The sequence below is a fragment of the Azospirillum thiophilum genome, assembly GCF_001305595.1.
GTDB lineage: Bacteria > Pseudomonadota > Alphaproteobacteria > Azospirillales > Azospirillaceae > Azospirillum > Azospirillum thiophilum.
The window spans coordinates 768,268-793,189 of record NZ_CP012401.1 but is presented as its reverse complement, the minus strand read 5'-3'; the positions used below and the strand labels follow the sequence as shown (position 1 = coordinate 793,189).

Annotated in this window: 21 protein-coding genes; 12 read left to right on the top strand and 9 right to left on the bottom strand. The window is 70.0% G+C overall.

Going from position 1 to position 24,922, the window contains the following annotated elements:
- Positions 1-74: 74 nt before the first annotated feature.
- Positions 75-4,622 (top strand): glutamate synthase large subunit, encoded by a 4,548-nt coding sequence (gltB, locus tag AL072_RS03580; protein ID WP_045581482.1) that lies wholly within the window; start codon positions 75-77, stop codon positions 4,620-4,622.
- Positions 4,623-4,745: 123 nt separating this feature from the next.
- Here the strand turns inward: gltB and AL072_RS03575 are convergent, their stop codons facing one another.
- A complete protein-coding gene (locus AL072_RS03575; RefSeq protein ID WP_200909773.1) occupies positions 4,746-5,342 on the bottom strand; it encodes a TetR/AcrR family transcriptional regulator in 597 nt (198 codons plus the stop codon).
- A gap of 158 nt (positions 5,343-5,500) precedes the next feature.
- Here AL072_RS03575 and AL072_RS03570 point away from each other — a divergent pair, with 158 nt between their 5' ends.
- The gene (locus AL072_RS03570; RefSeq protein WP_045581483.1) at positions 5,501-5,893 is read left to right on the top strand and encodes a RidA family protein; all 393 of its coding nucleotides are present in this window, start codon (positions 5,501-5,503) and stop codon (positions 5,891-5,893) included.
- 46 nt (positions 5,894-5,939) lie between these two features.
- Here the strand turns inward: AL072_RS03570 and AL072_RS03565 are convergent, their stop codons facing one another.
- The gene (locus AL072_RS03565; protein WP_045581484.1) at positions 5,940-6,590 is read right to left on the bottom strand and encodes a glutathione S-transferase family protein; all 651 of its coding nucleotides are present in this window, start codon (positions 6,588-6,590) and stop codon (positions 5,940-5,942) included.
- A gap of 240 nt (positions 6,591-6,830) precedes the next feature.
- On the opposite strand from AL072_RS03565, the gene AL072_RS03560 reads away from it, so the two are divergent.
- From AL072_RS03560 to AL072_RS03545, 4 genes are all read left to right on the top strand, one after another.
- Entirely contained in the window at positions 6,831-8,222 is a 1,392-nt protein-coding gene (locus tag AL072_RS03560; RefSeq protein ID WP_045581485.1) for a leucyl aminopeptidase family protein, read from the top strand.
- Between the two features lie 210 nt (positions 8,223-8,432).
- Complete coding sequence (gene fliG / locus AL072_RS03555; protein ID WP_045581486.1) at positions 8,433-9,455, top strand: flagellar motor switch protein FliG; 1,023 nt, start codon at positions 8,433-8,435, stop codon at positions 9,453-9,455.
- A 52-nt stretch (positions 9,456-9,507) separates the two neighbouring features.
- Positions 9,508-10,350, top strand: coding sequence for an AraC family ligand binding domain-containing protein (locus tag AL072_RS03550; RefSeq protein WP_045581487.1), 843 nt, complete (start codon positions 9,508-9,510; stop codon positions 10,348-10,350).
- A gap of 43 nt (positions 10,351-10,393) precedes the next feature.
- A complete protein-coding gene (locus AL072_RS03545) occupies positions 10,394-10,879 on the top strand; it encodes a DUF2000 domain-containing protein (RefSeq protein ID WP_245636741.1) in 486 nt (161 codons plus the stop codon).
- A 203-nt stretch (positions 10,880-11,082) separates the two neighbouring features.
- Here AL072_RS03545 and AL072_RS03540 read toward each other — a convergent pair whose 3' ends face one another.
- Both AL072_RS03540 and AL072_RS03535 read right to left on the bottom strand, forming a co-directional pair.
- A complete protein-coding gene (locus tag AL072_RS03540; protein WP_045581488.1) occupies positions 11,083-12,291 on the bottom strand; it encodes a sensor histidine kinase in 1,209 nt (402 codons plus the stop codon).
- Between the two features lie 83 nt (positions 12,292-12,374).
- Positions 12,375-12,872 (bottom strand): low molecular weight protein-tyrosine-phosphatase, encoded by a 498-nt coding sequence (locus AL072_RS03535; protein WP_045581489.1) that lies wholly within the window; start codon positions 12,870-12,872, stop codon positions 12,375-12,377.
- Between the two features lie 108 nt (positions 12,873-12,980).
- Here AL072_RS03535 and cobB point away from each other — a divergent pair, with 108 nt between their 5' ends.
- Positions 12,981-13,721, top strand: a complete 741-nt coding sequence (cobB, locus tag AL072_RS03530) for a Sir2 family NAD+-dependent deacetylase (protein ID WP_045581490.1) — start codon at positions 12,981-12,983, stop codon at positions 13,719-13,721.
- Entirely contained in the window at positions 13,714-14,325 is a 612-nt protein-coding gene (locus AL072_RS03525; protein ID WP_045581491.1) for a uracil-DNA glycosylase family protein, read from the top strand. The genes cobB and AL072_RS03525 overlap by 8 nt, the downstream gene beginning before the upstream one ends.
- Positions 14,326-14,340: 15 nt before the next feature.
- Here AL072_RS03525 and AL072_RS03520 read toward each other — a convergent pair whose 3' ends face one another.
- Positions 14,341-14,691, bottom strand: coding sequence for a metallopeptidase family protein (locus AL072_RS03520; RefSeq protein WP_082108869.1), 351 nt, complete (start codon positions 14,689-14,691; stop codon positions 14,341-14,343).
- A 132-nt stretch (positions 14,692-14,823) separates the two neighbouring features.
- Here AL072_RS03520 and AL072_RS03515 point away from each other — a divergent pair, with 132 nt between their 5' ends.
- Positions 14,824-15,126, top strand: coding sequence for a 4a-hydroxytetrahydrobiopterin dehydratase (locus AL072_RS03515; protein WP_045581493.1), 303 nt, complete (start codon positions 14,824-14,826; stop codon positions 15,124-15,126).
- A 12-nt stretch (positions 15,127-15,138) separates the two neighbouring features.
- Here the strand turns inward: AL072_RS03515 and AL072_RS03510 are convergent, their stop codons facing one another.
- Positions 15,139-16,965 (bottom strand): extracellular solute-binding protein, encoded by a 1,827-nt coding sequence (locus AL072_RS03510; RefSeq protein ID WP_045581494.1) that lies wholly within the window; start codon positions 16,963-16,965, stop codon positions 15,139-15,141.
- A 166-nt stretch (positions 16,966-17,131) separates the two neighbouring features.
- Between AL072_RS03510 and ppa the strand changes: the two genes are divergently transcribed.
- Positions 17,132-17,689 carry an inorganic diphosphatase gene (gene ppa, locus AL072_RS03505; RefSeq protein ID WP_045581495.1) on the top strand — a complete coding sequence of 186 codons (558 nt, stop codon included), beginning with the start codon at positions 17,132-17,134 and terminating at the stop codon, positions 17,687-17,689.
- 40 nt (positions 17,690-17,729) lie between these two features.
- Here ppa and AL072_RS03500 read toward each other — a convergent pair whose 3' ends face one another.
- Positions 17,730-18,800 carry an NAD(P)H-binding protein gene (locus tag AL072_RS03500; protein ID WP_063840336.1) on the bottom strand — a complete coding sequence of 357 codons (1,071 nt, stop codon included), beginning with the start codon at positions 18,798-18,800 and terminating at the stop codon, positions 17,730-17,732.
- Positions 18,801-18,889: 89 nt separating this feature from the next.
- Between AL072_RS03500 and AL072_RS03495 the strand changes: the two genes are divergently transcribed.
- Complete coding sequence (locus AL072_RS03495; RefSeq protein ID WP_045581496.1) at positions 18,890-19,816, top strand: LysR family transcriptional regulator; 927 nt, start codon at positions 18,890-18,892, stop codon at positions 19,814-19,816.
- On the opposite strand, the gene AL072_RS03490 is transcribed toward AL072_RS03495, so the two are convergent.
- A complete protein-coding gene (locus tag AL072_RS03490; protein WP_045581497.1) occupies positions 19,813-20,763 on the bottom strand; it encodes an L-lactate dehydrogenase in 951 nt (316 codons plus the stop codon). The two genes, AL072_RS03495 and AL072_RS03490, sit on opposite strands and share 4 nt — an antisense overlap.
- Positions 20,764-21,051: 288 nt before the next feature.
- Here AL072_RS03490 and AL072_RS03485 point away from each other — a divergent pair, with 288 nt between their 5' ends.
- Positions 21,052-23,763, top strand: coding sequence for a bifunctional acetate--CoA ligase family protein/GNAT family N-acetyltransferase (locus tag AL072_RS03485; RefSeq protein WP_045581498.1), 2,712 nt, complete (start codon positions 21,052-21,054; stop codon positions 23,761-23,763).
- Positions 23,764-24,080: 317 nt separating this feature from the next.
- Here the strand turns inward: AL072_RS03485 and modD are convergent, their stop codons facing one another.
- Positions 24,081-24,911: a ModD protein gene (modD, locus tag AL072_RS03480; RefSeq protein WP_045581499.1), complete on the bottom strand. Its 831-nt coding sequence runs from the start codon at positions 24,909-24,911 to the stop codon at positions 24,081-24,083.
- Positions 24,912-24,922: the final 11 nt, after the last annotated feature.

The window sequence follows — 24,922 nt, the reverse complement described above, 5'->3', positions numbered from 1 at the left end:
GTACCACCGTCTACCCCAGGGGGCCTTCCCTTCGGTCCCCCAGGTCAACGTCCAGACTGTGAAAGGGTCGTTCCATGACCACCGAGTTGAACCAGGGTGAGCAGTTCGTCGCCGACTTCCGCGCCAACGCCGCGGCGCTGACCACTGCCCACGCCTACAATCCGGCCGACGAGCACGACGCCTGCGGCGTCGGCTTCATCGCCGCGATCGACGGCAAGCCCCGCCGTTCGGTGGTCGAGAAAGGCATCGAAGCCCTGAAGGCGGTCTGGCACCGCGGCGCGGTCGATGCCGACGGCAAGACCGGCGACGGCGCCGGCATCCATGTCCAGGTGCCGCAGAAGTTCTTCAAGGACCACGTCAAGATCATCGGTCACCTGCCGCCGGAGAACAACCTGGCGGTCGGCCAGGTCTTCCTGCCGCGCATCAGCCTGGACGCGCAGGAAGCCTGCCGCTGCATCGTCGAGACCGAGATCCTGGCCTTCGGCTATTACATCTATGGCTGGCGTCAGGTGCCGATCAACGTCGACATCATCGGCGAGAAGGCCAACGCCACCCGGCCCGAGATCGAGCAGATCATCGTCGGCAACAGCAAGGGCGTGTCGGACGAGCAGTTCGAGCTCGACCTCTACATCATCCGCCGCCGGATCGAGAAGGCGGTCCATGGCGAGCAGATCACCGACTTCTACATCTGCTCGCTGTCGGCCCGCTCGATCATCTACAAGGGCATGTTCCTGGCCGAACAGCTCTCCACCTTCTATCCCGACCTGACCGACGACCGCTTCGAGTCGGCCTTCGCCATCTACCACCAGCGCTATTCGACCAACACCTTCCCGACCTGGCCGCTGGCCCAGCCCTTCCGCATGCTCGCCCACAACGGCGAGATCAACACGCTGAAGGGCAACGTCAACTGGATGAAGGCGCACGAGACCCGGATGGAGCATCCGGTGTTCGGCGGCAACATGGGCGACCTGAAGCCGGTGATCGGCGTCGGCCTGTCGGATTCGGGCGCGCTCGACACCGTGTTCGAGGTGATGGTCCGCGCCGGCCGCAGCGCGCCGATGGTCAAGATGATGCTGGTGCCGCAGGCGCTGACCAGCTCGCAGACCACGCCGGACAACCACAAGGCGCTGATCGCCTACTGCAACTCGGTGATGGAGCCGTGGGACGGCCCGGCCGCGCTCGCCATGACCGACGGCCGCTGGGTCGTCGGCGGCATGGACCGCAACGGCCTGCGCCCGATGCGCTACACCATCACCAGCGACGGGCTGATCATCGGCGGGTCCGAGACCGGCATGGTCAAGATCGAGGAGAACCAGGTGGTCGAGAAGGGCCGCCTCGGCCCGGGCGAGATGATCGCCGTCGATCTCCAGGCCGGCAAGCTGTTCAACGACCGCGAGCTGAAGGACCATCTGGCCGGGCAGAAGCCGTGGAACCAGTGGGTCAAGAACACCACGCACCTGGACGAGCTGGTCAAGACCGCCGCGCTGAAGGGCGAGGCGTCGGAGATGGAGAAGGCCGAGCTGCGCCGCCGCCAGATGGCCTTCGGCCTCGCCATGGAGGACATGGAGCTGATCCTCCACCCGATGGCGGAGGACGGCAAGGAGGCCATCGGCTCGATGGGCGACGACAGCCCGATCGCCGTGCTGTCCGACAAGTATCGCGGCCTGCATCATTTCTTCCGCCAGAACTTCTCCCAGGTCACCAACCCGCCCATCGACTCGCTTCGCGAGCGCCGGGTGATGAGCCTGAAGACGCGGCTCGGCAATCTCGGCAACATCCTGGACGAGGATGAGAGCCAGACCCGGTTGCTGCAACTCGACAGCCCGGTGCTGACCACCGCCGAATTCCGCGCCATGCGCGAGTATATGGGCGAGACGGCGGCCGAGATCGACGCGACCTTCCCGGTGGAGGGCGGCCCCGACGCCCTGCGGGACGCGCTGCGCCGCATCCGCCAGGAGACCGAGGACGCGGTGCGCGGCGGCGCCAACCACGTCATCCTGACCGACGAGGCGATGGGGCCGGAGCGCGCCGCCATCCCGGCGATCCTGGCGACCGGCGCGGTCCACACCCACCTGATCCGCTCCAACCTGCGCACCTTCACCTCGCTGAACCTGCGCACGGCGGAATGCCTGGACACCCATTACTTCGCGGTGCTGATCGGCGTCGGCGCCACCACCGTCAACGCCTATCTGGCGCAGGAAGCGGTGGCCGAGCGCCAGCGCCGCGGCCTCTTGGGCTCGCTGTCGCTGGAAAAGGCGATGACGAACTACAAGAAGGCGATCGACGACGGCCTGCTGAAGATCATGTCCAAGATGGGCATCTCGGTCATCAGCAGCTATCGCGGCGGCGGCAACTTCGAGGCCATCGGCCTCAGCCGCGCCCTGGTCGCCGAGCATTTCCCGGCGATGGTCAGCCGCATCTCCGGCATCGGCCTGAACGGCATCCAGAAGAAGGTGCTGGAGCAGCATGCGCTGGCCTATGCCGGCGAGGCGCTGCCGCTGCCGGTCGGCGGCTTCTACCGCTTCCGCAAGTCGGGCGACCGCCATGGCTGGGAGGGCGGCATCATCCACACCCTCCAGCAGGCCGTCACCAACGACAGCTACACCACCTTCAAGAAGTATTCCGAGCAGGTGAACAAGCGGCCGCCGATGCAGCTGCGCGACCTGCTGGAGTTCCGCACCACCAAGGCCGCCGTCCCGGTCGACGAGGTCGAGAGCATCACCGCGATCCGCAAGCGCTTCATCACGCCGGGCATGTCGATGGGCGCGCTGTCGCCCGAGGCGCACGGCACGCTGAACGTCGCCATGAACCGCATCGGCGCCAAGTCCGACTCGGGCGAGGGCGGCGAGGATCCGGCGCGCTTCCGTCCCGACAAGAACGGCGACAACTGGAACTCCGCCATCAAGCAGGTGGCGTCGGGCCGCTTCGGCGTCACCGCCGAGTACCTGAACCAGTGCCGCGAGCTGGAGATCAAGGTCGCCCAGGGCGCCAAGCCCGGCGAGGGCGGGCAGCTGCCCGGCTTCAAGGTGACGGAGATGATCGCGCGGTTGCGCCACGCCACGCCGGGCGTGACCCTGATCAGCCCGCCGCCGCACCACGACATCTATTCCATCGAGGATCTGGCCCAGCTCATCTATGACCTGAAGCAGATCAACCCGGACGCCAAGGTCACGGTGAAGCTGGTCAGCCGGTCGGGCATCGGCACCATCGCCGCCGGCGTGGCGAAGGCGAACGCCGACATCATCCTGATCTCCGGCAACTCCGGCGGCACCGGCGCCAGCCCGCAGACCTCGATCAAGTTCGCCGGCCTGCCCTGGGAGATGGGGCTGTCGGAGGTGCATCAGGTCCTGACCTTGAACAAGCTGCGCCACCGCGTGCGGCTGCGCACCGACGGCGGCCTGAAGACCGGCCGCGACATCGTCATCGCCGCCATGCTGGGTGCGGAAGAGTTCGGCATCGGCACCGCCAGCCTGATCGCCATGGGCTGCATCATGGTCCGGCAGTGCCATTCCAACACCTGCCCGGTCGGCGTCTGCGTCCAGGACGAGACGCTGCGCGAGAAGTTTGTCGGCACGCCTGAGAAGGTGGTCAACCTCTTCACCTTCCTGGCCGAGGAGGTCCGCGAGATCCTGGCCCGGCTGGGCGTCCGCTCGCTGACCGAGGTGATCGGCCGCACCGACCTGCTGCATCAGGTCAGCCGCGGCGGCGCCCATCTGGATGACCTCGACCTCAACCCGCTGCTGGCTCAGGTCGATCCGGGCGAGAACGCGCGCTACTGCACGCTCCAGGGCCGCAACGAGGTGCCTGACACGCTGGACGCCCGCATCGTCGCCGATGCCCGCCCGCTGTTCGAGGAAGGCGAGAAGATGCAGCTCGCCTACAACGCGCGGAACACGCAGCGTGCCATCGGTACGCGGCTGTCCTCGATGGTCACGCGGAAGTTCGGGATGTTCGGGCTGCAGCCCGGCCACATCACCGTCCGCCTGCGCGGCACCGCCGGCCAGTCGCTGGGCGCCTTCGCGGTCCAGGGTATCAAGCTGGAGGTGATGGGCGACGCCAACGACTATGTCGGCAAGGGCCTGTCGGGCGGCACCATCGTCGTCCGTCCGGCGACCAGCAGCCCGCTGCTGTCGAACGAGAACACCATCATCGGCAACACGGTGCTGTACGGCGCCACCGCCGGCAAGCTGTTCGCCGCCGGCCAGGCCGGCGAGCGGTTCGCGGTGCGCAACTCCGGCGCCACCGTGGTGGTGGAGGGCTGCGGCTCCAACGGCTGCGAGTACATGACCGGCGGCACGGCGGTCATCCTGGGCAAGGTCGGCGACAATTTCGCCGCCGGCATGACCGGGGGCATGGCCTACCTCTACGACCCGGAGGACTCGCTGCCGCTGCACATCAACGAGGAAAGCGTCATCTTCCAGCGGATCGAGGTGCCGCATTACGAGGCCCAGCTCCGCGCCCTGATCGAGGAGCATGTGGCGGAGACGCAGAGCCGTTTCGCCGCCGAGATCCTCAACGACTGGCAGCGCGAGCTCGGCCATTTCTGGCAGGTGGTGCCGAAGGAGATGCTGCACCGTCTGGCCGTGCCGGTGACCCTGCCGCGCGCCATCCCGGCGGAGTGACGAAGACTGCTCCCTGCCCCGCCTTCACCGGCGGGGCGGTGGGCGGATATGAAAACGGCGCGCCATCCGGCAGGGTGGCGCGCCGTTTCCCGTTTCCGTTGGAACCGGACCGCCGGCGCCGGATCAGCGCCGCTCCGCCAGAAAGCCGCCCGCCATCAGCCTGAACGCTGCGATCGCCTTCGGCAGAACGGATTGCGGGTCGTCACTGGACGCGACCCACAGCGCGGCATTCAAGGCCGCTCCGCTCAGCAGGCGCGCGGCGGCCTCGACGTCGACCGGTTTCATGACGCCGTCGGACACCAACTCCGCCACCGCCTGCTTCGTGACGGCCAGGCAGGCGTTCTGGCTGGGCCAGCGGGACGGATCGCCCAGGAATGCGGGACCGTCCAGCAGCACGACCCGCCGGACCTCGGGGTTCAGCGCCATCTCGATGTAGGCGGCCCCCTCCGCGAGCAGCCCCTCCCAGCCGTCGCCGGCCAAGGCCCCGGCCTGCTTCGCACGCTCGGCCATCTCGCCGTCGATCTCCGCCACGACGGCGCCGAGCAAGCCGGTCTTGTCGCCGAAATTGTGATAGAGCGCGCCGCGCGTGAGCCCGGCATCCGCGGTCAGCTCATCCATCGACGACGCTGCGAAGCCCTTCGTTGCAAAGGCCTTGCGCGCCGCCGCCAGCAGCTTCCTGCGGTTCTCCTCCATCGTGTCGATGCGACGCTTCGCAGCCACTGCGATCCTTTCCAGTCAGATGCGTCGCGCAATCCGCTTGACATACGCGACGTATGCCAGTCTTCTACATACGTCGCGTATGTGAAATGCGCGACCAGCGACCCATTCCCGCATGGCGATTCCGCCCTTGCCGGACCAAGGCTCGAAAGGAGACCGATATGACCCGACGTGACGCGGTATTTCCCGAGAACCGCCATGCGCTCTACGAGGCGCATGGCTATTCTGCCGCCATCCGGTCCGACACGCTACTGTTCGTGTCGGGCCAGGTCGGCAGCCGCGCCGACGGCTCGCCGGAACCGGATTTCGGGGCGCAGGTGCGGCTGGCCTTCGCCAACCTGAAGGCAACCCTGCGGGCAGCGGGTTGCGGCTTCGACGACATCGTCGACGTGACGACCTTCCATACCGATCCCAAAAACCAGTTCCCGACGATCATGGCGGTGAAGAGCGAGATCTTCCCCCAGGCTCCCTACCCGAACTGGACGGCGGTCGGGGTGACCTGGCTTTCCGGCTTCGATTTCGAGATCAAGGTGATCGCCCGCATTCCAAGTTGACCGGGGGCGCCTCCCTCCCCATCGGGGGAGGGACCGCCGAGGGCGGTCAGAGCGGCAACTCCCAAGGCTCCGCCTTGGCCGCAGCGGTCCATTCCCGCATCGCCGGCAGGGCCAGCACCGCGTCCATGTAGGCGCGCGTTTCCGGCGACACCGCGACGCCGTAGGTCTCCAGCCGCGTCACCACCGGGGCGAACATGGCGTCGGCGATGGTGAAGGCGCCGAACAGGAAGGGCCCGCCCGCCGGCCCGCCGAAGCGGGTGCGGGCATCGGCCCACAGCGCCTCGATGCGGGCGATGTCGGCGGCGGTCGCCTCCGTCATGCCCTCGCCCTTGCGGTCGCGCCTGAGATCCATCGACATGGTGGTGCGCAGCGAGACGAAGCCGGAATGCATCTCCGCCGACACCGCGCGGGCCACCGCGCGGGCGGCGCGGTCCGCCGGCCACAGCCCGGCCCCGGGCGCCAGTTCCGCCACATACTCGCAGATCGCCAGCGAATCCCAGAGGACGAGGTCGCCATCGAGCAGGCAGGGCACCCGGCCGGACGGCGAGTGTGCGGCGATGCGCGCGGCGGTGTCGGGCTGGCGCAGGGGAATCACGGTCTCGGCGAACGGCAGCCCGGCCTGTTTCATCGCCAGCCAGGGGCGCAGCGACCAGGACGAGTAGGCCTTGTTTCCCATCACCAGGGTCATGTCGGACATCGGTACCTCGCGGGCAGGCGCGGGATCGCGCAAAATCGGTGGCCGAGCATGCCGCCCCCTCCGCATCTCCGCAAGCTCCGGTCAAGGACGGCCGACGCGTGGCCGGAGAGCCGTCGGGCGCCTCCGCCATGCCTGTCCGGCGCATCCTCCCCCTTTCCAGCCGGCGTTCGGCACGCCATCCTTGGGGGTGGGCATCCGCACCGGATGCGTGACGTGATTTCGTGAGAAGGATTACCCGTCTTGCTCGCCACCCTGCTTGCCGTCGGCGGTCCCGATACCGTCGCCCTCACCCCCGTGACCAAGGCCGGACTGGCCGACTGGCTGGCCGCGCAGACGCCGGCCGTCGCTTCCTGGGTCAAGGCGGTGGGCTTCACCGGCGAGGCCGGATCGACCGTCTTCCTGCCGGGGCCGGACGGCGCCGTCGCCCGCGTGCTGGCCGGCGTGTCCGCCCTCGATGACCTGTGGGCCTTCGCCGGGCTGCCGGCCTCGCTGCCGGCCGGCTCCTACCGGATCGACAGCAAAATCGAGGGGGGGCTGGACGCGCGGGCGGCGACGCGGGCGGCGCTGGGCTGGGCGCTCGGCAGCTACCGCTTCACCCGCTACAAGAAGCCGCCCGAGAAGGGCTTCGCCTGCCTCGTCTGGCCGGCGGAGGCCGACCATGGCGAGGTCGAGCGGGCGGCGACCGCAACCCATCTGGTGCGCGACCTGGTGAACACCCCCGCCTGCGACCTCGGCCCGGCCGAGCTGGCCCAGGCGGCGCAGGATCTGGCGGCCGAGTTCGACGCGGCGGTCGAGGTGATCGTCGGCCAGGATCTGCTCGACCGCGACTATCCGGCGATCCATGCGGTCGGCCGTGCCAGCCCGCGCGACCCCCGGCTGATCGACCTGCGCTGGGGCAACCCGGAGCATCCGAAGGTCACCATCGTCGGCAAGGGCGTCTGCTTCGACACCGGCGGGCTCGACCTGAAGCCGTCGTCGGGCATGCTGATGATGAAGAAGGACATGGGCGGGGCGGCGCATGCGCTGGCGCTGGGCCGCATGATCATGATGGCCGGCCTGCCGGTGCGGCTGCGCGTGCTGGTTCCCGCCGTCGAGAATGTGGTGTCGGGCAACGCCTTCAAGCCGCTGGACGTGCTGAAGACCCGCAAGGGCCTGACGGTCGAGGTCGGCAACACCGACGCCGAGGGCCGGCTGATCCTGTGCGACGCGCTGGCCGAGGCGGATTCGGAGAAGCCGGCCCTGCTGATCGACTTCGCCACCCTGACCGGCGCCGCCCGCGTCGCGCTCGGCCCCGACCTGCCGGCGCTGATGAGCAACGACGACGCGCTGGCCAATGAGTTGACCGAGGCCGGGAGCGCGGTCGACGACCCGATGTGGCGGCTGCCGCTGTGGGCGCCCTACCGCAAGGGGCTGGACAGCAAGGTGACCGACATCAACAACGTCACCACCAACGGGTTCGCCGGCGCCATCACCGCCGGGCTGTTCCTGCAGGAGTTCGTGTCCAAGGGCACGCCCTGGGCCCATCTCGACACCTATGCCTGGAACGGATCGGCCCGGCCCGGCCGTCCGGAGGGCGGCGAGGCGCTCGGCCTGCGCGCCGCCTATGCGGTGATCGCCAGACGCTTCGGCTGAGGCCACGGCCCCCATAGGGGGCAAGGGGGGCAAAGGGGACAAGGAAGGGATTTGACTAAATTTGTCCCTTCTTTGCTCCCCCCTTGGGGATGGAACCCCCAACTGGATCGTATTACAACGGACGATCAGGATCGTGTCGATGGGAACGGCCGGCCGCGCATCGCGGCCCCTTACCCCCGTCCATGAATGCGGATTGGTGGAGACAGGCATATGGCGTTGAAGGTTCGCGAGGATTACCGGACCCTCACCGGCCCCGAAAAGGCCGCCATCATGATGCTGGCGCTGGGCGAGGAGCATTCGTCCAAGCTGTTCTCCCTGATGGACGACGAGGAGATCAAGGAGCTGTCCCAGGTGATGGCCAACCTGGGCACCGTGTCGGCCAACCTGATCGAGCGCCTGTTCGTCGAGTTCGCGGAGCAGATGTCGGCCACCGGCTCGCTCGTCGGCTCCTTCGATTCGACCGAGCGCCTCCTGCTGAAGACCCTGCCCAAGGACAAGGTCGACCAGATCATGGAGGAAATCCGCGGTCCGGCCGGCCGGACCATGTGGGACAAGCTGGCCAACGTCAACGAATCGGTCCTGTCCAACTACCTGAAGAACGAATATCCGCAGACCGTCGCGGTGGTGCTGTCGAAGATCCGTCCCGAACATGCCGGCCGGGTGCTGACCCAGCTGCCGGAAAGCTTCGCGATGGAGGTCATCATGCGCATGCTGCGCATGGAGGCGGTGCAGAAGGAGGTGCTGGACGACGTCGAGCGCACCCTGCGCACCGAGTTCATGACCAACCTCGCCCGCACCAGCCGCCGCGACAGCCACGAGATGCTGGCGGAAATCTTCAACGGCCTCGACCGCACCACCGAGCACCGCTTCATGGCGGCCCTGGAGGAGCGCAACCGCGACAGCGCCGAGCGCATCAAGTCGCTGATGTTCACCTTCGAGGATCTGTCGAAGCTCGACCCCAGCGGCGTCCAGACCCTGATGCGCACCGTCGACAAGCAGAAGCTGGGCACCGCCCTGAAGGGCGCGTCGGAGACGCTGAAGGATCTGTTCTTCTCCAACATGTCCGAACGCGCCGCCAAGATCCTGCGCGAGGACATGGCGGCCATGGGGCCGGTCCGCGTCCGCGAGGTGGACGAGGCGCAGATGTACATGGTCCAGCTGGCCAAGGATCTCGCCGCCCGCGGCGAGCTGGTCATCTCCGAGGGCAGCGGCGAGAACGAACTGATCTACTGACCGGACGCCCGCCGGGGCTTCCGGTGGAGCGATCCGGCGGCGGAGGGGCCGTATGGGCATGCCGGCGGACCGGGGCAGGGACTGGATGGCGGTGCGCCGCGACGCGGAGAGCGGCATCGAGACCATCCGTGCCCATTTCCACGGCCATGCCTACGACCTGCACGACCATGACGAGCTGCTGGTCGGCGTCACCGAACAGGGGGTGCAGGCCTTCCGCTGCCGCCGCCGGCTGCACACCAGCACCCCCGGCCGCGTCATCCTGATCGAACCCGGCGAGGCCCATGACGGCCACAGCCCGGGCGAGGACGGCTTCACCTACGCCATGCTCTATCTGCCGGTGCCGCTGCTGGCGGCCTCCGGCCAGGCACTGGGCCTTCCGGCGGGCTTTCCGTTCGGCTTCCGCGACACGCTGGCCGACGATCCCGGCCTCGCCGCGGCGATCCGCTCCGCCTTCCTGGCGCTGCATCAGGGCGAGGGGCGGCTGGCCCGCGACCTGTCGGTGGACCGCCTCGCCGCGCGGCTGGCCGGCCATCTCGCCCCGCCGCCGGAGCGGCCACGCCTGCGGCCCGACCGCGCCGCGGCGCTGGCCCGCGAGCTTCTCCATGCCCGGATGGCCGAGGATGTCGGGCTGGAGGCGCTGGCCGCCGCCGCGGGCGTCGACCGCTTCCGCCTGAACCGCGCCTTCCGCGCCGCCTTCGGCCTGTCGCCCCATGCCTATCTGGTGCGGCTGCGCCTGCGGGCGGCCCGGCGGCGGCTGGCGGCCGGCGAGGCGCCGGCACCGGTCGCGGCGGCGGTCGGGTTCGCCGACCAGAGCCATCTCGGCCGCTGGTTCCGCCGCGCCTACGGCCTGACCCCGGCGGCCTACCGCGATCTGTGCACGAACGTTCCAGACTGACGCACCGTCATCGGGCATCAGGGACGGCGAAGGAGACACCGCCATGCCCGACAGCCAGATGACCGACAGCCAGATGCCTGAAAGCCCGATGACCGGCGCCGCTTCGCCGGATGCACCCGTCCGCTTCGACACCAAGGTTGCGCTGATCGTCCGCGCCGACCTGCCGGTGTGGCAGAAGCTGAACGTCGCCGCCTTCCTCGCCACCGGCATCGCCGCCGCGGCGCCCGAGGCGCTCGGCGAGCCCTATGTCGATGCGGCGGAGCGCCGCTACGGCCGCATGCTCGGCCAGCCGATCCTGATCTTCGCCGCCGAGCGCGACCAACTGCGCGCCGTGCGCGACGCCGCGCTGGAGCGCGGGCTGACGCTGGTCCCCTATGTCGCCGCGATGTTCACCACCGGCCATGACGCCGCCAACCGCGCCGTCTTCCGGGCCGAGGATGCGGACGCCCCCGATCTGGTCGGCCTGGCGCTGCGCGGCCCGAAGAAGGCGGTCGACAAGACGGTGAAGGGGCTGGCGCTGCACGGGTAGGGGGATTTCCCCCTTCGCGCTCGGGGTGCACACTTCCTGTCGAGCCGGACCGGATCCCCTCTCCCCCCCCGGGGAGAGGGTTAGGGTGAGGGGGATGCGTGGCGGCTATTTCCAAGAATCCAACCGGTGCCTCCCCCTCACCCCGGCCCTCTCCCCGGGGGGGAGAGGGGGGAGCTTGCGATCTACCCTGAGATCCCCCTCCGTCACAGCTCCTGCGGCACGGTGATGCCGACGATGGTGCCGGCGCCCGGCGTGCTGTCGATGGCGAGCCGGCCGGCGAGCGGCCCGGTCACGGTGTTGAAGACCACCGCCAGACCCAACCCCTTGTGCCCGCGCCCGCGGGCGGTGGTGAAGAACGCGTCGGTCAGGGCGGGCAGATGCCGGGCCGGAATGCCGGTGCCCCAGTCGCGGACGGTCAGGCACCAGGCGGGCACGGCGTCCAGCGTCGTCGGCGCCATCGTCACCTCGACGCGGCCGGGACCGCCGCCATAGCCGTGGGCCGCCGCGTTGGCGAGCAGATTGTGCAGCACCCGCTCCAGATGCGGGACATAGCCGAGCCAGGGGCAGGGCGGACCCGGAGCCACCTCGATCTCCAGCGGCAGGTCGGGGTGCTGGACGGCGAACAGCGCGGCGGCATCGGCCGCCGCCTGCCGCAGGTCCAGCGCCTCCAGCGGCTCGGTGTTCTGGCAGGCGGCGATGGCGGCGAAGGCCTCCACCAGTTCCACCGCGCGGGTGAGGTTGGCGTCCAGCAGGGCCGCCGGCTCCTGCAGCTCCTCGGTGGCGAGCGGGCCGCTGCCGGAACGCGACAGCTCCTTCAGGTGGCTGGCCGCGGTCACGCAGACGCCGAGCGGCGTGTTCAGCTCATGGGCCAGCCCGGTCACCGCCAGGGTGATGGCGCGCTGGCGGGCCAGCTCCGATTCGGCGATGCGGGTGCGGCGCTCAAGATCCTCGCGGACCACCCGCTCCGACACGTCGCGGATCATCCGGCTGAGCTCGCGCAGCAGCTTGGCCAGCAGGGCGGGGGAGGGGGAGATCAGCGACAGGAACAGGTCTCGTTCCAGCTCGAACACCCGGACCGGCGTGGCGGCGATCACCGAGGCGGAGCGCGAGCCGCCGTCGATCAGCGCCATCTCGCCGAAGCAATCGCCGACCCGGCGGAACCCGACCTCGACCTGACCGCCGAACTTGTCGCTGCGCACCACCCGCACCGTGCCGTCGAGCAGGACATAGAGCGAGCTGGCGGTGTCGCCCTCCCGCATCAGCATCGTGCCCGCCGCGGCATCGAACACCCGGCCGCGCGAGGCAACCGCGGCGCGCTCCTCCGGCGTGAAGGCCTCGAACAGGACGATGCCGTCGAGGATCCCGCCGGGGGTGGCGGTGCCGGTGGGTGCGCTGGTGACTGCGCTGGTCATGGCGAGGGGTTGCTCCGAAAGGGCTCTGTCCCGCCAGCATAAACCAAGCCACCGGGGCTTCGCGAGACGTTAACCGCAAGACGCTAACCGATGTGTTCGCGACGCGGAAACTTGCTTTCGCGTGCCAGACGGTCGAGCAGGCCGCGCGCCCCGGCCTCGCACAGGTCGAGCACCTCCTCGAATCCGTCGGCGCCGCCGTAATAGGGATCGGGCACCTCGCGGCCGGCCAGCCCCGGCGCATCGTCGAGGAACAGGCGCAGCGCGGCGGTGGCGCCCGGCGGGGCGAGGCGCTGCATCTGGGCCAGATGGCCATGGTCCATCGCCAGGATATGGTCGAAGCGGGTGAAGTCGGCCGCCGCCAGCCTGCGGGCGCGCTGGGACGACAGGTCGACACCGCGGGCCAGCGCCGCGCGCAGCGTGCGCGGGTCGGGCGGCTCGCCGACATGGTAGCCGTGGGTGCCGGCGGACGCGGCGGTCACCCGGCCGTCCAGACCGGCGCGCCCGGCCAGATGGCGGAACACCCCCTCGGCGGTCGGCGAGCGGCAGATGTTGCCGGTGCAGACGAACAGGATCTTGACCACCGTGGATACTCCTTTTCGTCAATTTCAGCGTCTTTACTTCCCGGCGCGACAAGCGTACGCCGCAGCAGTTTTCCACATGACCGGTTTCCGAACCGCTAAGGGGATCCCATGCCCTCACCCGCGCTGACCAACCGACTGCGCCCGACCGATTCCATCGTCATCCTGACCGGGGCCGGGATCTCCAAGGAATCGGGACTCGACACCTTCCGCTGCGAAGGCGGCATCTGGAGTCAGGTCGATCTGGAGGACGTGGCGACGCCGGAGGGATTCGCCCGCGATCCCGACCTCGTCCACCGCTTCTACAACGACCGCCGCCGCGGCCTCGCCGACCCGGCGGTGCAGCCCAATGACGCGCACCGGGCGCTGGCCGAGCTGGAGCGGCGCTGGAAGGGCGAGCTGCTGCTGGTGACGCAGAACATCGACGATCTGCACGAGCGCGGCGGGTCGACCGCGCCGCTGCACATGCATGGCGAGCTGCTGAAGGCCGTCTGCCTGCATTGCCGTACCGTGGTGGAGGTGCAGGGCGACCTGTCGGTGCACGACCATTGCCTGGCCTGCGGGCGCAAGGGCGGCATGCGGCCGGACGTGGTCTGGTTCGGCGAGATGCCCTACCGGATGGACCGCATCCAGCGGGCGCTGGAGGAATGCGACCTGTTCGTGTCGATCGGCACCTCGGGCCATGTCTATCCGGCCGCCGGCTTCGTCGCCGAGGCGCGGTCGGCCGGTGCCTATACGGTCGAGCTGAACCTGGAACCGTCGGAGGGGGCGTCATATTTCCACAGCTCAATCCACGGTCCGGCCACCCGGGTGGTGCCGGCCTTCGTCCAGGATCTGCTGACGCTTGTCTGAGACCGGTTCCGAACGCGAATCCGATCTGGGCCGCCTGTTCGCGGGCGCCCGTGCCTGCACGCTGTGCGCCGGCGTGCTGCCGCATGGCTGCCGGCCGGTGCTGCGCGGCAGCCCGACCGCCCGCCTGCTGATCGTCGGGCAGGCGCCGGGGGCGCGGGTGCATGCCAGCGGCATCCCCTGGGACGACGCCTCCGGCGACCGGCTGCGCCGGTGGCTGGACATGGACCGCGCCGCCTTCTACGACGAAACCCGCATCGCCGTGGTGCCGATGGGGCTGTGCTATCCCGGCACCATGGCGAAGGGCGGCGATCATCCGCCGCGGCCGGAATGCGCGCCGCTGTGGCACCCGCCGCTGCTGGCGGCGCTGTCGGGCGTCCGGCTGACCCTGCTGGTCGGGCAGTATGCCCAGGCCCGCTATCTGGGCGACCGGCGCCGGGCGACGATGACCGAGACGGTGGCGGACTGGCGCGCCTATGGCCCGGCCTTCATGCCGCTGCCTCATCCGAGCTGGCGCAACACCGGCTGGCTGAACCGCAATCCCTGGTTCGACGCCGAGCTGGTGCCGGCGCTCCGCCGCCGGGTGGGCGAGGCGCTGGCGGGCTGAGCCTTTGGAGCGTCCCTACTCCATCGCCTCGATCCGCTCCATGTCGTCGTCGGAGAAGCCGAAATGATGGCCGATCTCGTGGATCAGGACATGGCGGACGATGGAGGGCAGATCCTCCCCCGTCTCGCACCAGTAATCCAGGATCGGGCGGCGGTAGAGGAAGATCATGTCGGGGCCGCCGCGCAGGTCGGCGACGCTTTGCCGCGTCAGATCCACCCCCCGGTAGAGGCCGAGGAGGTCGAAGGGGCTTTCCAGCTCCATCTCCCGCTCGGTATCCTCATCGGGAAAATCCTCGACATGGATGACGAGGTTCCCGACCGGGGCGAGCAGCTCCGCCGGGATGGTGCCGAGCGCCTCTTCGGCCATGCGCTCCAGGTCTTCGACCGTGGGCGGAACCGTATGGGGACCTGATGGTTTCCTTATCATGCCGGAGAAGGTAGCGAACCGCCGCCCATTCGCCAAGGAGGCGCAGGCGGCAAAAGAGAAAGGGAGGTCATCATGTCCGATCGCCTGGTCGGCGCGCATCGCCAGACGGCACTGAAGGAACTGCACGGCTGGTCGGAGGTGCTGGAACGCGACGCCATCCGCAAGACCTACCATTTCGCCGATTTCGCCACCGCCTGGGGCTTCATGGCCCAGGTCGCCCTGCTGGCCGAGAAATGCGGCCACCATCCCGAATGGTTCAACGACCTGGGCCGGGTCGAGGTGATCCTCTACACCCGCAGCGTCGACGGCGTGACCCAGGCCGACGTCGATTTCGCCCACCGGCTGGACCAGATGGCGCCGCTGCATGATCGGTGAGTGGGGCCGCCGTCACTCCACCCACCAGGTTTCGATCATCGGCCCGTAGAGCGGCGTGACGTCCGGGCGGTGGAGCCGCGACCAGCGGGCGACGCGGTCGACCGGGCTGTGGAACAGCGGGACCATGTAATGGCCCCACAGCAGCACCCGGTCGAGCGCCCGCACCCGCCCGACCAGCTCGGCCCGCGTGGCCGCCGCGGCGATCGAACGGGCGAGCGCGTCGACCACCGGGTCGCGGATGCCGGCAAGGTTCCGGCTGCCCTCCTGCCCGGCCGCTTCGGACCCGTAATAATAGAGCTGCTCATTGCCGGGCGACAGGGTGGACGCCCACCAGCGCATGGTCATATCGAAATCGAAACGGTCCAGCCGGGCCTGGAACTGGGCGCTGTCGACGGTGCGGACCCGCGCCGCGATCCCCAGCGGCTCCAGCGAGCGGGCGAACTCCAGCGCCACCCGCTCGTCCGCCGGGTTCGACAGGAGGATTTCGAAGGCGAAACGGTTGCCGGCGGCATCGGTCAACCGGCCGTCGCGCACCCGCCAGCCGGCCTCCTCCAGCAGCCGCAAGGCGTCGCGCCGGTTGGCGCGCAGGCCGGCCGGGCCGCCGCCGGCCGGCAGGACGAAGGGGCGGGTGAACAGGTCGGGCGGCAGCCGGTCGCGGAAGGGTTCGAGCGCCCGCAGCTCCTCCCCCGCCGGCAGGCCGCGGGCTGCGAGTTCGGAGTTGGGGTAATAGCTGGCGGTGCGGGTCAGCAGGCCGTGGAACAGGCTGCGGCCGATCCAGTCGAAATCCGCCGCCATCCCCAGCGCCCGCCTGACCCGGACGTCGGCGAACAGAGGCCGGCGGGTGTTGGCGATCAGGCCGCGGGCCGGCTCGGGCCGGCGGTTGGGCAACTCCTCGCGCACAATGCGGCCATCGCGCAGCGCCGGACCGTCGTAGCCGGTGGCCCATTTGGCCGGATCGCTTTCGTAACGAACGTCGCCCTGTCCCGCCTTGAAGGCTTCCAGCGCCACCGAATCGTCGCGGTAATAGTCGAACTCCAGCCGGTCGGCGTTGAACTGCCCGACCCGTGTCGGCAGGTCGCGGCCCCAATAGCCGGGCACCCGCTCGTAGACGATGCGCCGGCCGGGATCGACCGCCGCCACGCGGTAGGGGCCGCTGCCCAGGATCGGCTCCAGCGTGGTGCGGCTGAAGTCGCGCCCGCTCCAGAAGGCCTTGGAATGGATCGGCATCAGCCCCATCAGCAGCGGCATCTCGCGGTCGATCCCGCCCTCCGGGCCATCCTTTGGGGCGGCGGCGAAGGCGAAGCGGACGGTCTGCGGGTCGGGGGCCGTGGCCTCCGTGACCTTGGCGTAGAACAGGCGGCGGTTGGGCGTGCCGTGCTGCCGCTGCACCTCCAGCGAGAACAGCACGTCGTCGGCGGTCACCGGTGTCCCGTCATGCCAGCGCGCCCGGCCGTCGATGTGGAAGGTGACGGACGACCGGTCGTCGGCGACCTCGACCCGGTCGGCCAGCAGGCCGTAGAGCGAGAAGGGCTCGTCCCACGACCGCGTCAGCAGGGTTTCGAAGACATAGCCCGTCCCCAGCGCCGGGACGCCCTTGACGATGTGCGGGTGCAGGCTGTCGAAGCTGCCGGTCACCGCCTGCCGGATGGTGCCGCCCTTCGGCGCGGCCGGGTTCACGTAGGGCAGGGCGGTGAAATCAGGCGGCAGGGCCGGATCGCCATGCATGGCGATGCCGTGGGCGATGCCGTGGGCGATGCCGTTGGTCTGCTGCCCGGCCGGCAGCGGAAGCGGCGCCAGCAAGGCCAGAAGGAGGAGGAGCGGGAGGAGCGGGCGGGCCATCCCCGGCAGGGTTGCTCCTTATGCCGCACCTGCGCAAGAGCCCGCGCAAGTTCCTTGGCCTCGATCCGCGTTCCGCCTAAACTCCGGCCCCGCGTGGCGCCGGACCGGGCACCGGTGCCAAAACAAAGAAACTGCCCTGAATACGCCAGTCGAAGGAACGCGATACATGGATCTGAGCAAGCTCGCCGCGGGCAAGAATCTTCCCTGGGACGTGAACGTCGTCATCGAGATCCCGATCGGCGGCCAGCCGGTGAAGTACGAGGTCGACAAGGAATCGGGCGCGGTGTTCGTCGACCGTTTCCTGCACACCGCGATGTTCTATCCCTGCAACTACGGCTTCATCCCGCACACCCTGTCGGGCGATGGCGACCCGGTCGACGTCTGCGTCGTCGGCCAGCATGGCGTCGTCCCGGGCGCGGTGCTGCGCTCGCGTCCCATCGGCGTGCTCTACATGGAGGACGAGGCCGGCGAGGACGAGAAGCTGCTGGCCGTGCCGGTCGACAAGCTGCATCCGTTCTACACCGACGTGAAGAACTACACCGACCTGCCGTCGATCGTGATCGAGCAGATCGCCCACTTCTTCGAGCACTACAAGGATCTCGAGAAGAACAAGTGGGTGAAGGTCCGCGGCTGGGGCAACGCCGAAGAGGCCGCGAAGAAGATCGAAGAGGGCCTGGCCCGCGCGCTGGAGGCCAACAAGGGCAACCCGGGCCCGGTGGTCTGAGGCCAGTGGTCTGAGGCCGGCGGCTCAAACCGTGTCGGACTCAGACCGAGCGGCTTGAGTTCGCGTGGTCCGGCACGCCTCTCCCCGCCTCCGGCAGGTCCGCCGGCTGCGCGGGGAGAGGCTCCGGCCCGAGGCACCCCAGCCCGGCGAGCGTCCGGCGCACCGCGAGGTCGAGCGGCGTGTGCGGCTCCTCGCCCAGGAAGGCCAGCAGGCGGCGGTTGTCCAGCCGCACCGGCCGTTCCCACAGATACCGCATCTCATTCAGTTCGCGGAACAGCGGCACCAGCGGCGAGGCCAGGCGCAGCAGCCCCCAGGGCATCCGCCGCACCGGCAGGCCGGGCTTGCCGAGCGCGTGGGCGATGGCCGCGATCATCCGCCGGCCGTCATCGTCCCAATGCCCGTCCATGTGGAAGACCGCGTCGTCACCCAACTCCGACTCGCGGTCGAGCAGCCGCATCGCCGTCTCCGCCACGTCGGGCAGATAGGCCCATTGGTGGCCGATCCCCGGCCGTCCCGGCTGGGTGATCCGGACCGGCGGCCGGCCGGGAGTCAGCAGCCCCTGGCTGAACCAGCTGTTGGCGGCCCGCGGCCCGAAGAAGTCGCCGCAGCGCAGGATCAGCAGCCGCGCCCCTTCCCCCACCGCGCGGTGCAGGCGGCGCTCCATCTCCACCCGGATCGCGCCCTTGCGGGTGACGGGGTTTTGCGGCGCCGTCTCGCCGATCAGCGGAAAGACGTCCGGGCCGTAATTGTAGACGGTGCCCGGCAGCAGGATGCGGGCATCGTTGGCTGAGGCCGCGGCGATGGAGTTGTCCAGCATCGGCAGCACCAGCCGGTTCCAATGCCGGTAGGCCGGCGGGTTCACTGCGTGGACGATCAGCGAGGCGCCCTCGGCGGCGGCCCGAACGTCGGCCGCGTTCATCGCGTCGCCGACCACCCACTCCATGGCCGGGGCGCCGCCGCCGGCCTCCGCCGGTTTGCGGCGCAGGCCGCGCACCGACCAGCCGCGCGCCGCCAGCGCCCGCGCCATCTCGCCGCCGACCCCGCCGGTCGCCCCCAGCACCAGCGCGAGCTTGCCGTTGGTGGATTTCCGGCCGTCCATCGTCTTCTCCATCGCCGTGAGGTTCCTTGCCGGAGCGAGGATGGCCGTGGTCACGTCTGAACGGAATTGTCGAACTGCGGTGGGTCGCTATACTGTTTTCGATGAACCACCCTCCACCCAGCTGGGATCTGTACCGCAGCTTCCTGGCCGTGCTCCGCGAAGGGTCGCTGTCGGCGGCGGCGCGCAGCCTCGGCCTGACCCAGCCGACCCTGGCCCGCCATGTCGCGGCGCTGGAGGAGGCGGTCGGCGGCTCGCTGTTCCTGCGCTCGCCCCGCGGGCTCGACCCGACCGACGCGGCGCTGGCGCTGAAGCCGCAGGCGGAGGCGCTCGACGCGGTGGCGGCTGGCCTGTGGCGCACGGCGTCGGGCTGGGGCGCCGAGATCGGCGGAACGGTGCGGATCACCGCCAGCGAGGTGGTGGGCGGCCGCATCCTGCCGGCGATCCTGGCGGGGCTGCGGACCCGCCATCCGGCGCTGGAGGTCGAGCTGGTGCTGTCCAACGGCGTTGACGACCTGCTGCAACGCGACGCCGACGTCGCGGTCCGCATGGTCGAGCCGGTGCAGCAGGCGCTGGTGGTGCGGCGGATCGGCGTCATCGCGCTCGGCATGCACGCCCACCGCGACTATCTCGACCGCCACGGCGTTCCGCAGAGTTTGGAGGATCTCGGCCGTCACAGCCTGATCGGCTTCGACCGCGAGACGCCCGACATCCGCGCCATGATGCGGCGGGCGCCGGCCATCGCCCTGCCGCGCTTCGCCCTGCGGTCCGACAGCCATCTGGCGCAGCTGGCGGCGATCGAGGCCGGCTTCGGCATCGGCATCTGCCAGGTTCCGCTGGCGCGGCGCAATCCCGCCCTGCGGCGGGTGCTGGCCGACGCCTTCGACATGCCGATGGGCGTGTGGGTCGCCATGCACGGGGATCTGCGCTCCACCCCCCGCTGCCGCGCCATCTTCGACGGGCTGGCGGCGGGGTTGGCGGAGTATGTCGACCCGGCCCGTCCCCGGGCGGAGTCCAGACAGGCGCCCTAGCTGGTCCAGCCCATCCGGCGCTCCACCCCGTCGGCGGCCTCCTTCAGGATCTCCGCGCTGCGGCGGAGCGCGGTTTCCTCCTCCGCCGACAGGTTGGGCAGGATGGTGTCGTGCACGCCGCCGGCCCCGATCACCCGCGGCAGCGACAGCACCACCTGCGGCACCCCGGCGACCTCGTCGTTCAGCATGGCGCAGGTCGCCACCAGCCGTTCGTCGGCGCCGATGGCGGCGACCAGCCGGGCCAGCCCGCCGCCGATGCCGAAGGCGGTGTGGCCCTTGCCGTTGATGATGCGGTAGGCCGCGCGGCGCACGCCCTCGTCGATGGCGGCGCGGTCCTCCCCGGTCAGGCCGCGGTGGAGCTGGCCGGCGGCCTGCGCCACCGGCAGCCCGGCGACCGTGGCGCTCGACCACAGCAGAACCTCGGAATCGCCATGCTCGCCGACGACATGGGCATGGACGGAGCGTGGCGTCACCCCCAGCCGGTCGGCCAGCAGGGCGCGGAAGCGCGCGGTGTCCAGCACGGTGCCGGACCCGATGACCCGGTTGCGCGGCAGTCCGCTGATGCGGGTGGCGATCTGCGTCATCACGTCCACCGGGTTGCTGGCGACCAGCAGCACCGCGTCGGGCGCCGCCTTCAGCACCTCCGGGATGATGGCGGCGAACACCTTGGCGTTGCGCTCCAGCAGGTCCAGCCGGGTCTCGCCCGGCTTCTGGGCGACGCCGGCCGACAGCACGACCACGCCCGCCCCCTCCAGCGCGGCATAGGAGCCGGCGCGCACGGTCACGGCGTGGGTGAAGGGCACGGCATGGGCGATGTCCTGGGCCTGGGCCTGGGCCAGCGCCTCGTTCATATCGACCAGCACGACCTCGCTCGCGGCCCCGGTGGTCACCATGGCGAAGGCGGCGGTACTGCCGACGAAGCCGGCCCCGACGATTCCAACCTTCATGAACACGCTCCTTGATCAAGTGCCGGCCGGACGGCCGGCGGTCCCGCCGACAGCTTGGCGACGGTCGGCCCCCCGCCGCAAGGGCGCCGTGCGGCACCCGACCGGTTTTGCACGGGCGCGACGAAACGCCCCTTGCCCAATGGTCATACCAACCCGTAATGTTGCGCCGCAGCAAATGGTGGGGATGAAAGTCCCGCCCGGTGCTGTTCGTCATCAAAACCGTCATCAAAACCGTTGGCGACCCGTGGCAGACTGGGGCCGGCGGCTTTCCCAGCACCGGATCCGGTCATGACCGTTCGCAATCTCGACAAGCTGTTCAAACCGGCGTCCATCGCCCTGATCGGTGCCAGCCGCAAGCCGGGCACGGTCGGCGCGGTGGTGGCCCGCAACCTGTTCCAGGCCGGATTCGACGGCCCGGTGATGCCGGTCAACGCCACCGAACGCGCGGTCGAAGGTGTGCTGACCTACAAGACGGTGGACAGCCTGCCGATCGCCCCGGACCTGGGCGTCATCTGCACCGCTCCCGACACGGTGGCGGCGACCATCGACGCGCTGGGCAAGCGCGGGACCAAGGCCGCCATCGTCATGACCAACGGCATGACGGCCGACCAGACCCAGGCGATGCTGGACACGGCCAAGCCCTACCTGATGCGGGTGCTCGGCCCGAACAGCCTGGGCGCCATGGTGCCGTCCCGCGGCATGAACGCCAGCTTCGCGCCGGTGGCGCCGCGCAAGGGCGACGTGGCGCTGGTGGCGCAGAGCTCGATGGTGCTGACCTCCATCGCCGACTGGGCGACCTCGCGCGGCATCGGCTTCTCGCATCTGGTGTCGCTGGGCGACCGCGGCGACGTCGATTTCGGCGACCTGCTGGACTATCTGGCCAGCGACGTCACGGTGCGCGCCATCCTGCTCTATATCGAGAGCATCACGCACGCCCGCAAATTCATGTCGGCCGCCCGTTCCGCCTCGCGCCAGAAGCCGGTGATCGTGATCAAGGCCGGCCGCTCGGACGAGGCGCAGGAGGCCGCGGCGTCACACACCGGCGCGCTGGCGGTGTCGGACGCCGTCTATGACGCGGTGTTCCGCCGCGCCGGCGTGCTGCGGGTCAACGATCTGGCCGAGCTGTTCGACGCCGCCGGCACGCTGGGCACCGGGGTGCCGATCACCGGCGACCGGCTGGCGATCCTGACCAACGGCGGCGGCATGGGGGTGATGGCCACCGACAAGCTGATCCAGGCCCGCGGCCGGCTCGCCGCCCTGGCGCCTGAGACGCAGGACGCGCTGGCCAAGGCGCTCGGCTCGCCGCCGGGCGGGGGGCAGCCGGGTGGCGCACCCTTCCGCAACCCGCTGCGCATCGGCGCCGACGCCACGCCCAAGCGCTATGCCGAGGCGCTGAACGCGCTGATGCAGGACAGCGGCAACGACGCGGTGCTGGTGCTGCACTGCCCGTCGGCGCTGACCGACAGCGCCGCCATCGCCCAGGCGGTGGCCGAGACGGTGCAGGCCAACAAGGCGCGCCGCCACCCGGTGCTGACCAGCTGGATCGGCGACCAGTCGGCGATGGAGGCCCGCAAGCTGTTCGCCGCCGGCCGCATCCCGACCTACAACGGCCCGTCGGACGCGGTGCGCGCCTTCATGCATCTGGTGCGCTACCGCCGCAGCCAGCAGCTGCTGATGGAAACCCCGCCGTCGGTGGCCGAGGATTTCCAGCCCGACGAGATCGCCGTGAAGAAGGTGGTTTCCCGCGCCATGGCCGAGAAGCGCGAGTGGCTCAGCGAATATGAGGCCAAGCGCGTGCTGGCCGCCTACGGCATCCCGGCGGTCGACACCCGCGTCGCCGAGACGCCGGAGGAGGCGGCGAACGCCGCCCGCGTCATCGGCGGGCCGATCGCGCTGAAGATCCTGTCGCACGACATCACCCACAAATCCGACGTCGGCGGCGTGGCGCTCGGCCTGTCCGGCCCGGACGAGGTGAAGGCGGAGGCCGAGGCGATGCTGGCCCGCGTCGCCGAGCTGGCGCCCGAGGCGAAGATCGAGGGCTTCACCGTGCAGGAGATGGCCGTTCGCCCCGACGCCTACGAGCTGATCGTCGGCATGACCGAGAACGAGATGTTCGGCCCGGTCCTGCTGTTCGGCGAGGGCGGCATCGGGGTGGAGGTGGTGGAGGATTACGCGCTGGCCCTGCCGCCGCTGAACATGAAGCTGGCGGCCGAGCAGATGGGCCGGACCCGCATCCACCGGCAGCTCCAGGGCTACCGCTCGCGCGCGGCGGTCGATCTGGACGCGGTGGCGCTGACGCTGAACAAGGTCAGCCAGCTGGTCGTCGATTTTCCCGAGATCGCCGAGCTGGACATCAACCCGCTGCTGGCCGACGCCGACGGCGTGCTGGCGCTGGACGCCCGCATCAAGGTCGGGGTGCCGACGCTGGCCGGCGCGGCGCGGCTGGCGATCCGCCCCTATCCCAAGGCGCTGGAGGACCGCATCACCATCAAGGACGGCCGCCAGTTCCTGGTCCGCCCGATCCTGCCGGAGGACGAGCCGCTGGTGCATCATCTGGTGGAGAACCAGACGGCGGAAGACCTGCGCCTGCGCTTCTTCGCACCCCTGAAGCGGCTGTCGCACCAGGCGGCGGCGCGGCTCACCCAGATCGACTATGACCGCGAGATGGGGTTGATCGCCGTCGGCCCCGACCCGCAGACCGGCGACACCATCATGTACGGCGTCGTGCGCATCACCGCCGACCCGGACAACCGCCGCGCCGAATATGCGGTGATGGTGCGGTCCGACATGAAGGGGCAGGGGCTGGGCTTCATCCTGATGAACAAGATCCTGGACTATGCCCGCTCGCGCGGCATCAAGGAGGTCTATGGCGAGGTTCTGCGCGAGAACACCAACATGCTGAACATGTGCCGCGCCCTGGGATTCGTCCGCAAGGAGAACCTGGACGAGCCCGGCGTGGTCGAGGTCCGCATCGAGCTGGGCGGCGGTCTGGCGGCCTGAGCGTTCCTGTCCCGGCGGTTGACTAAGGGCGTGGATGAGGCAATATCAGGCTTGGCGGGCAGGGGCTCTCTTCCCCCTGCCCGCCGGCCCGATCCTTACCTGCAGAGGTCAAGCAGACGCTTGACGATCTCCAGTACGAGGATCAGGAGCTTGAGGATTTGCGACATCCTCTTCACTCCTCGTAAGCGGCGGGGATGGCGGCCAGTCCGCCATCCCGTCCGCGCCGCCACTGTGGCGCACGCATAGGTATTGCGGAAGCCCTTTCGCTCGCAAATTCAGGAATTCCAGCGGCTGCATTCAGTGGCCGCGGCCTGCCGTCACGCCGGCAGCAGGGTCACCTTGACATCGGCCGGCTGGCCGAAGAAGGGGGCCGAGGTGACCAGCAAACGGCAGCCGGCCGCGGCATAGGCGGCGGCGTTGGCTTCGGTGACGCCGCCGGCCGGCGCCACCACCGGCGGCGGAGCGAGGCCCTGCGTCGCCTCGATCACCGCGCGGGCGGCGGCGGGCGGCAGCTTTTCCAGCTGGATCACGTCGGCGCCGGCCCGGGCGAAGGCGACCGCCTCCTCCACCGACCCGACCTCCACCACGATCTTCTTTTCCGGGGCCTTGCGGCGCAGCGCGGCGATCCATTCCGAAGGCGCCCCGGTCAGGAAGGCGCGGTGCTCGGGGAAGACCAGCAGCGTTTCCGACAGGCCGAGCCGGTGCATCACCGCGCCGCCCGCCTGCACCGCCTTGACGCTGAGATCCTTGGATCCTGGAAAGTTCTTGCGGGTGCAGGCGACGGTGACGCCGGGGGCCGCCTCGACGATCCGCCGGGCGCGGGTGGCGATGCCGGAGGCGTATTCGACCAGCGTCTGCGCCACCTTCCACGCGCGGTGCAGCGATCCGGCGGTGCCGGCGGCCTCCAGGAAGACCGCCCCGGCCTCCGCCGCCGCGCCGCTGGGCTCGACGCGCAGGATGTGGCCGCCGGCCTTCTCCACCAGCCGCGCCGCCTCCTCCGTCCCGGCCAGCACCATGGCGCCGCGGGCGGCGAACAGCATGCGGGCGGGCCGGCCGGCGATGGCGAGCGACTCGGTGGTCAGGTCGCCGTAGGGGACATCCTGCGCCAGCAGCGCGTCGAGGGCGGCGTCGGGCAGGATGGTCGGCATCGGCGTGTTTT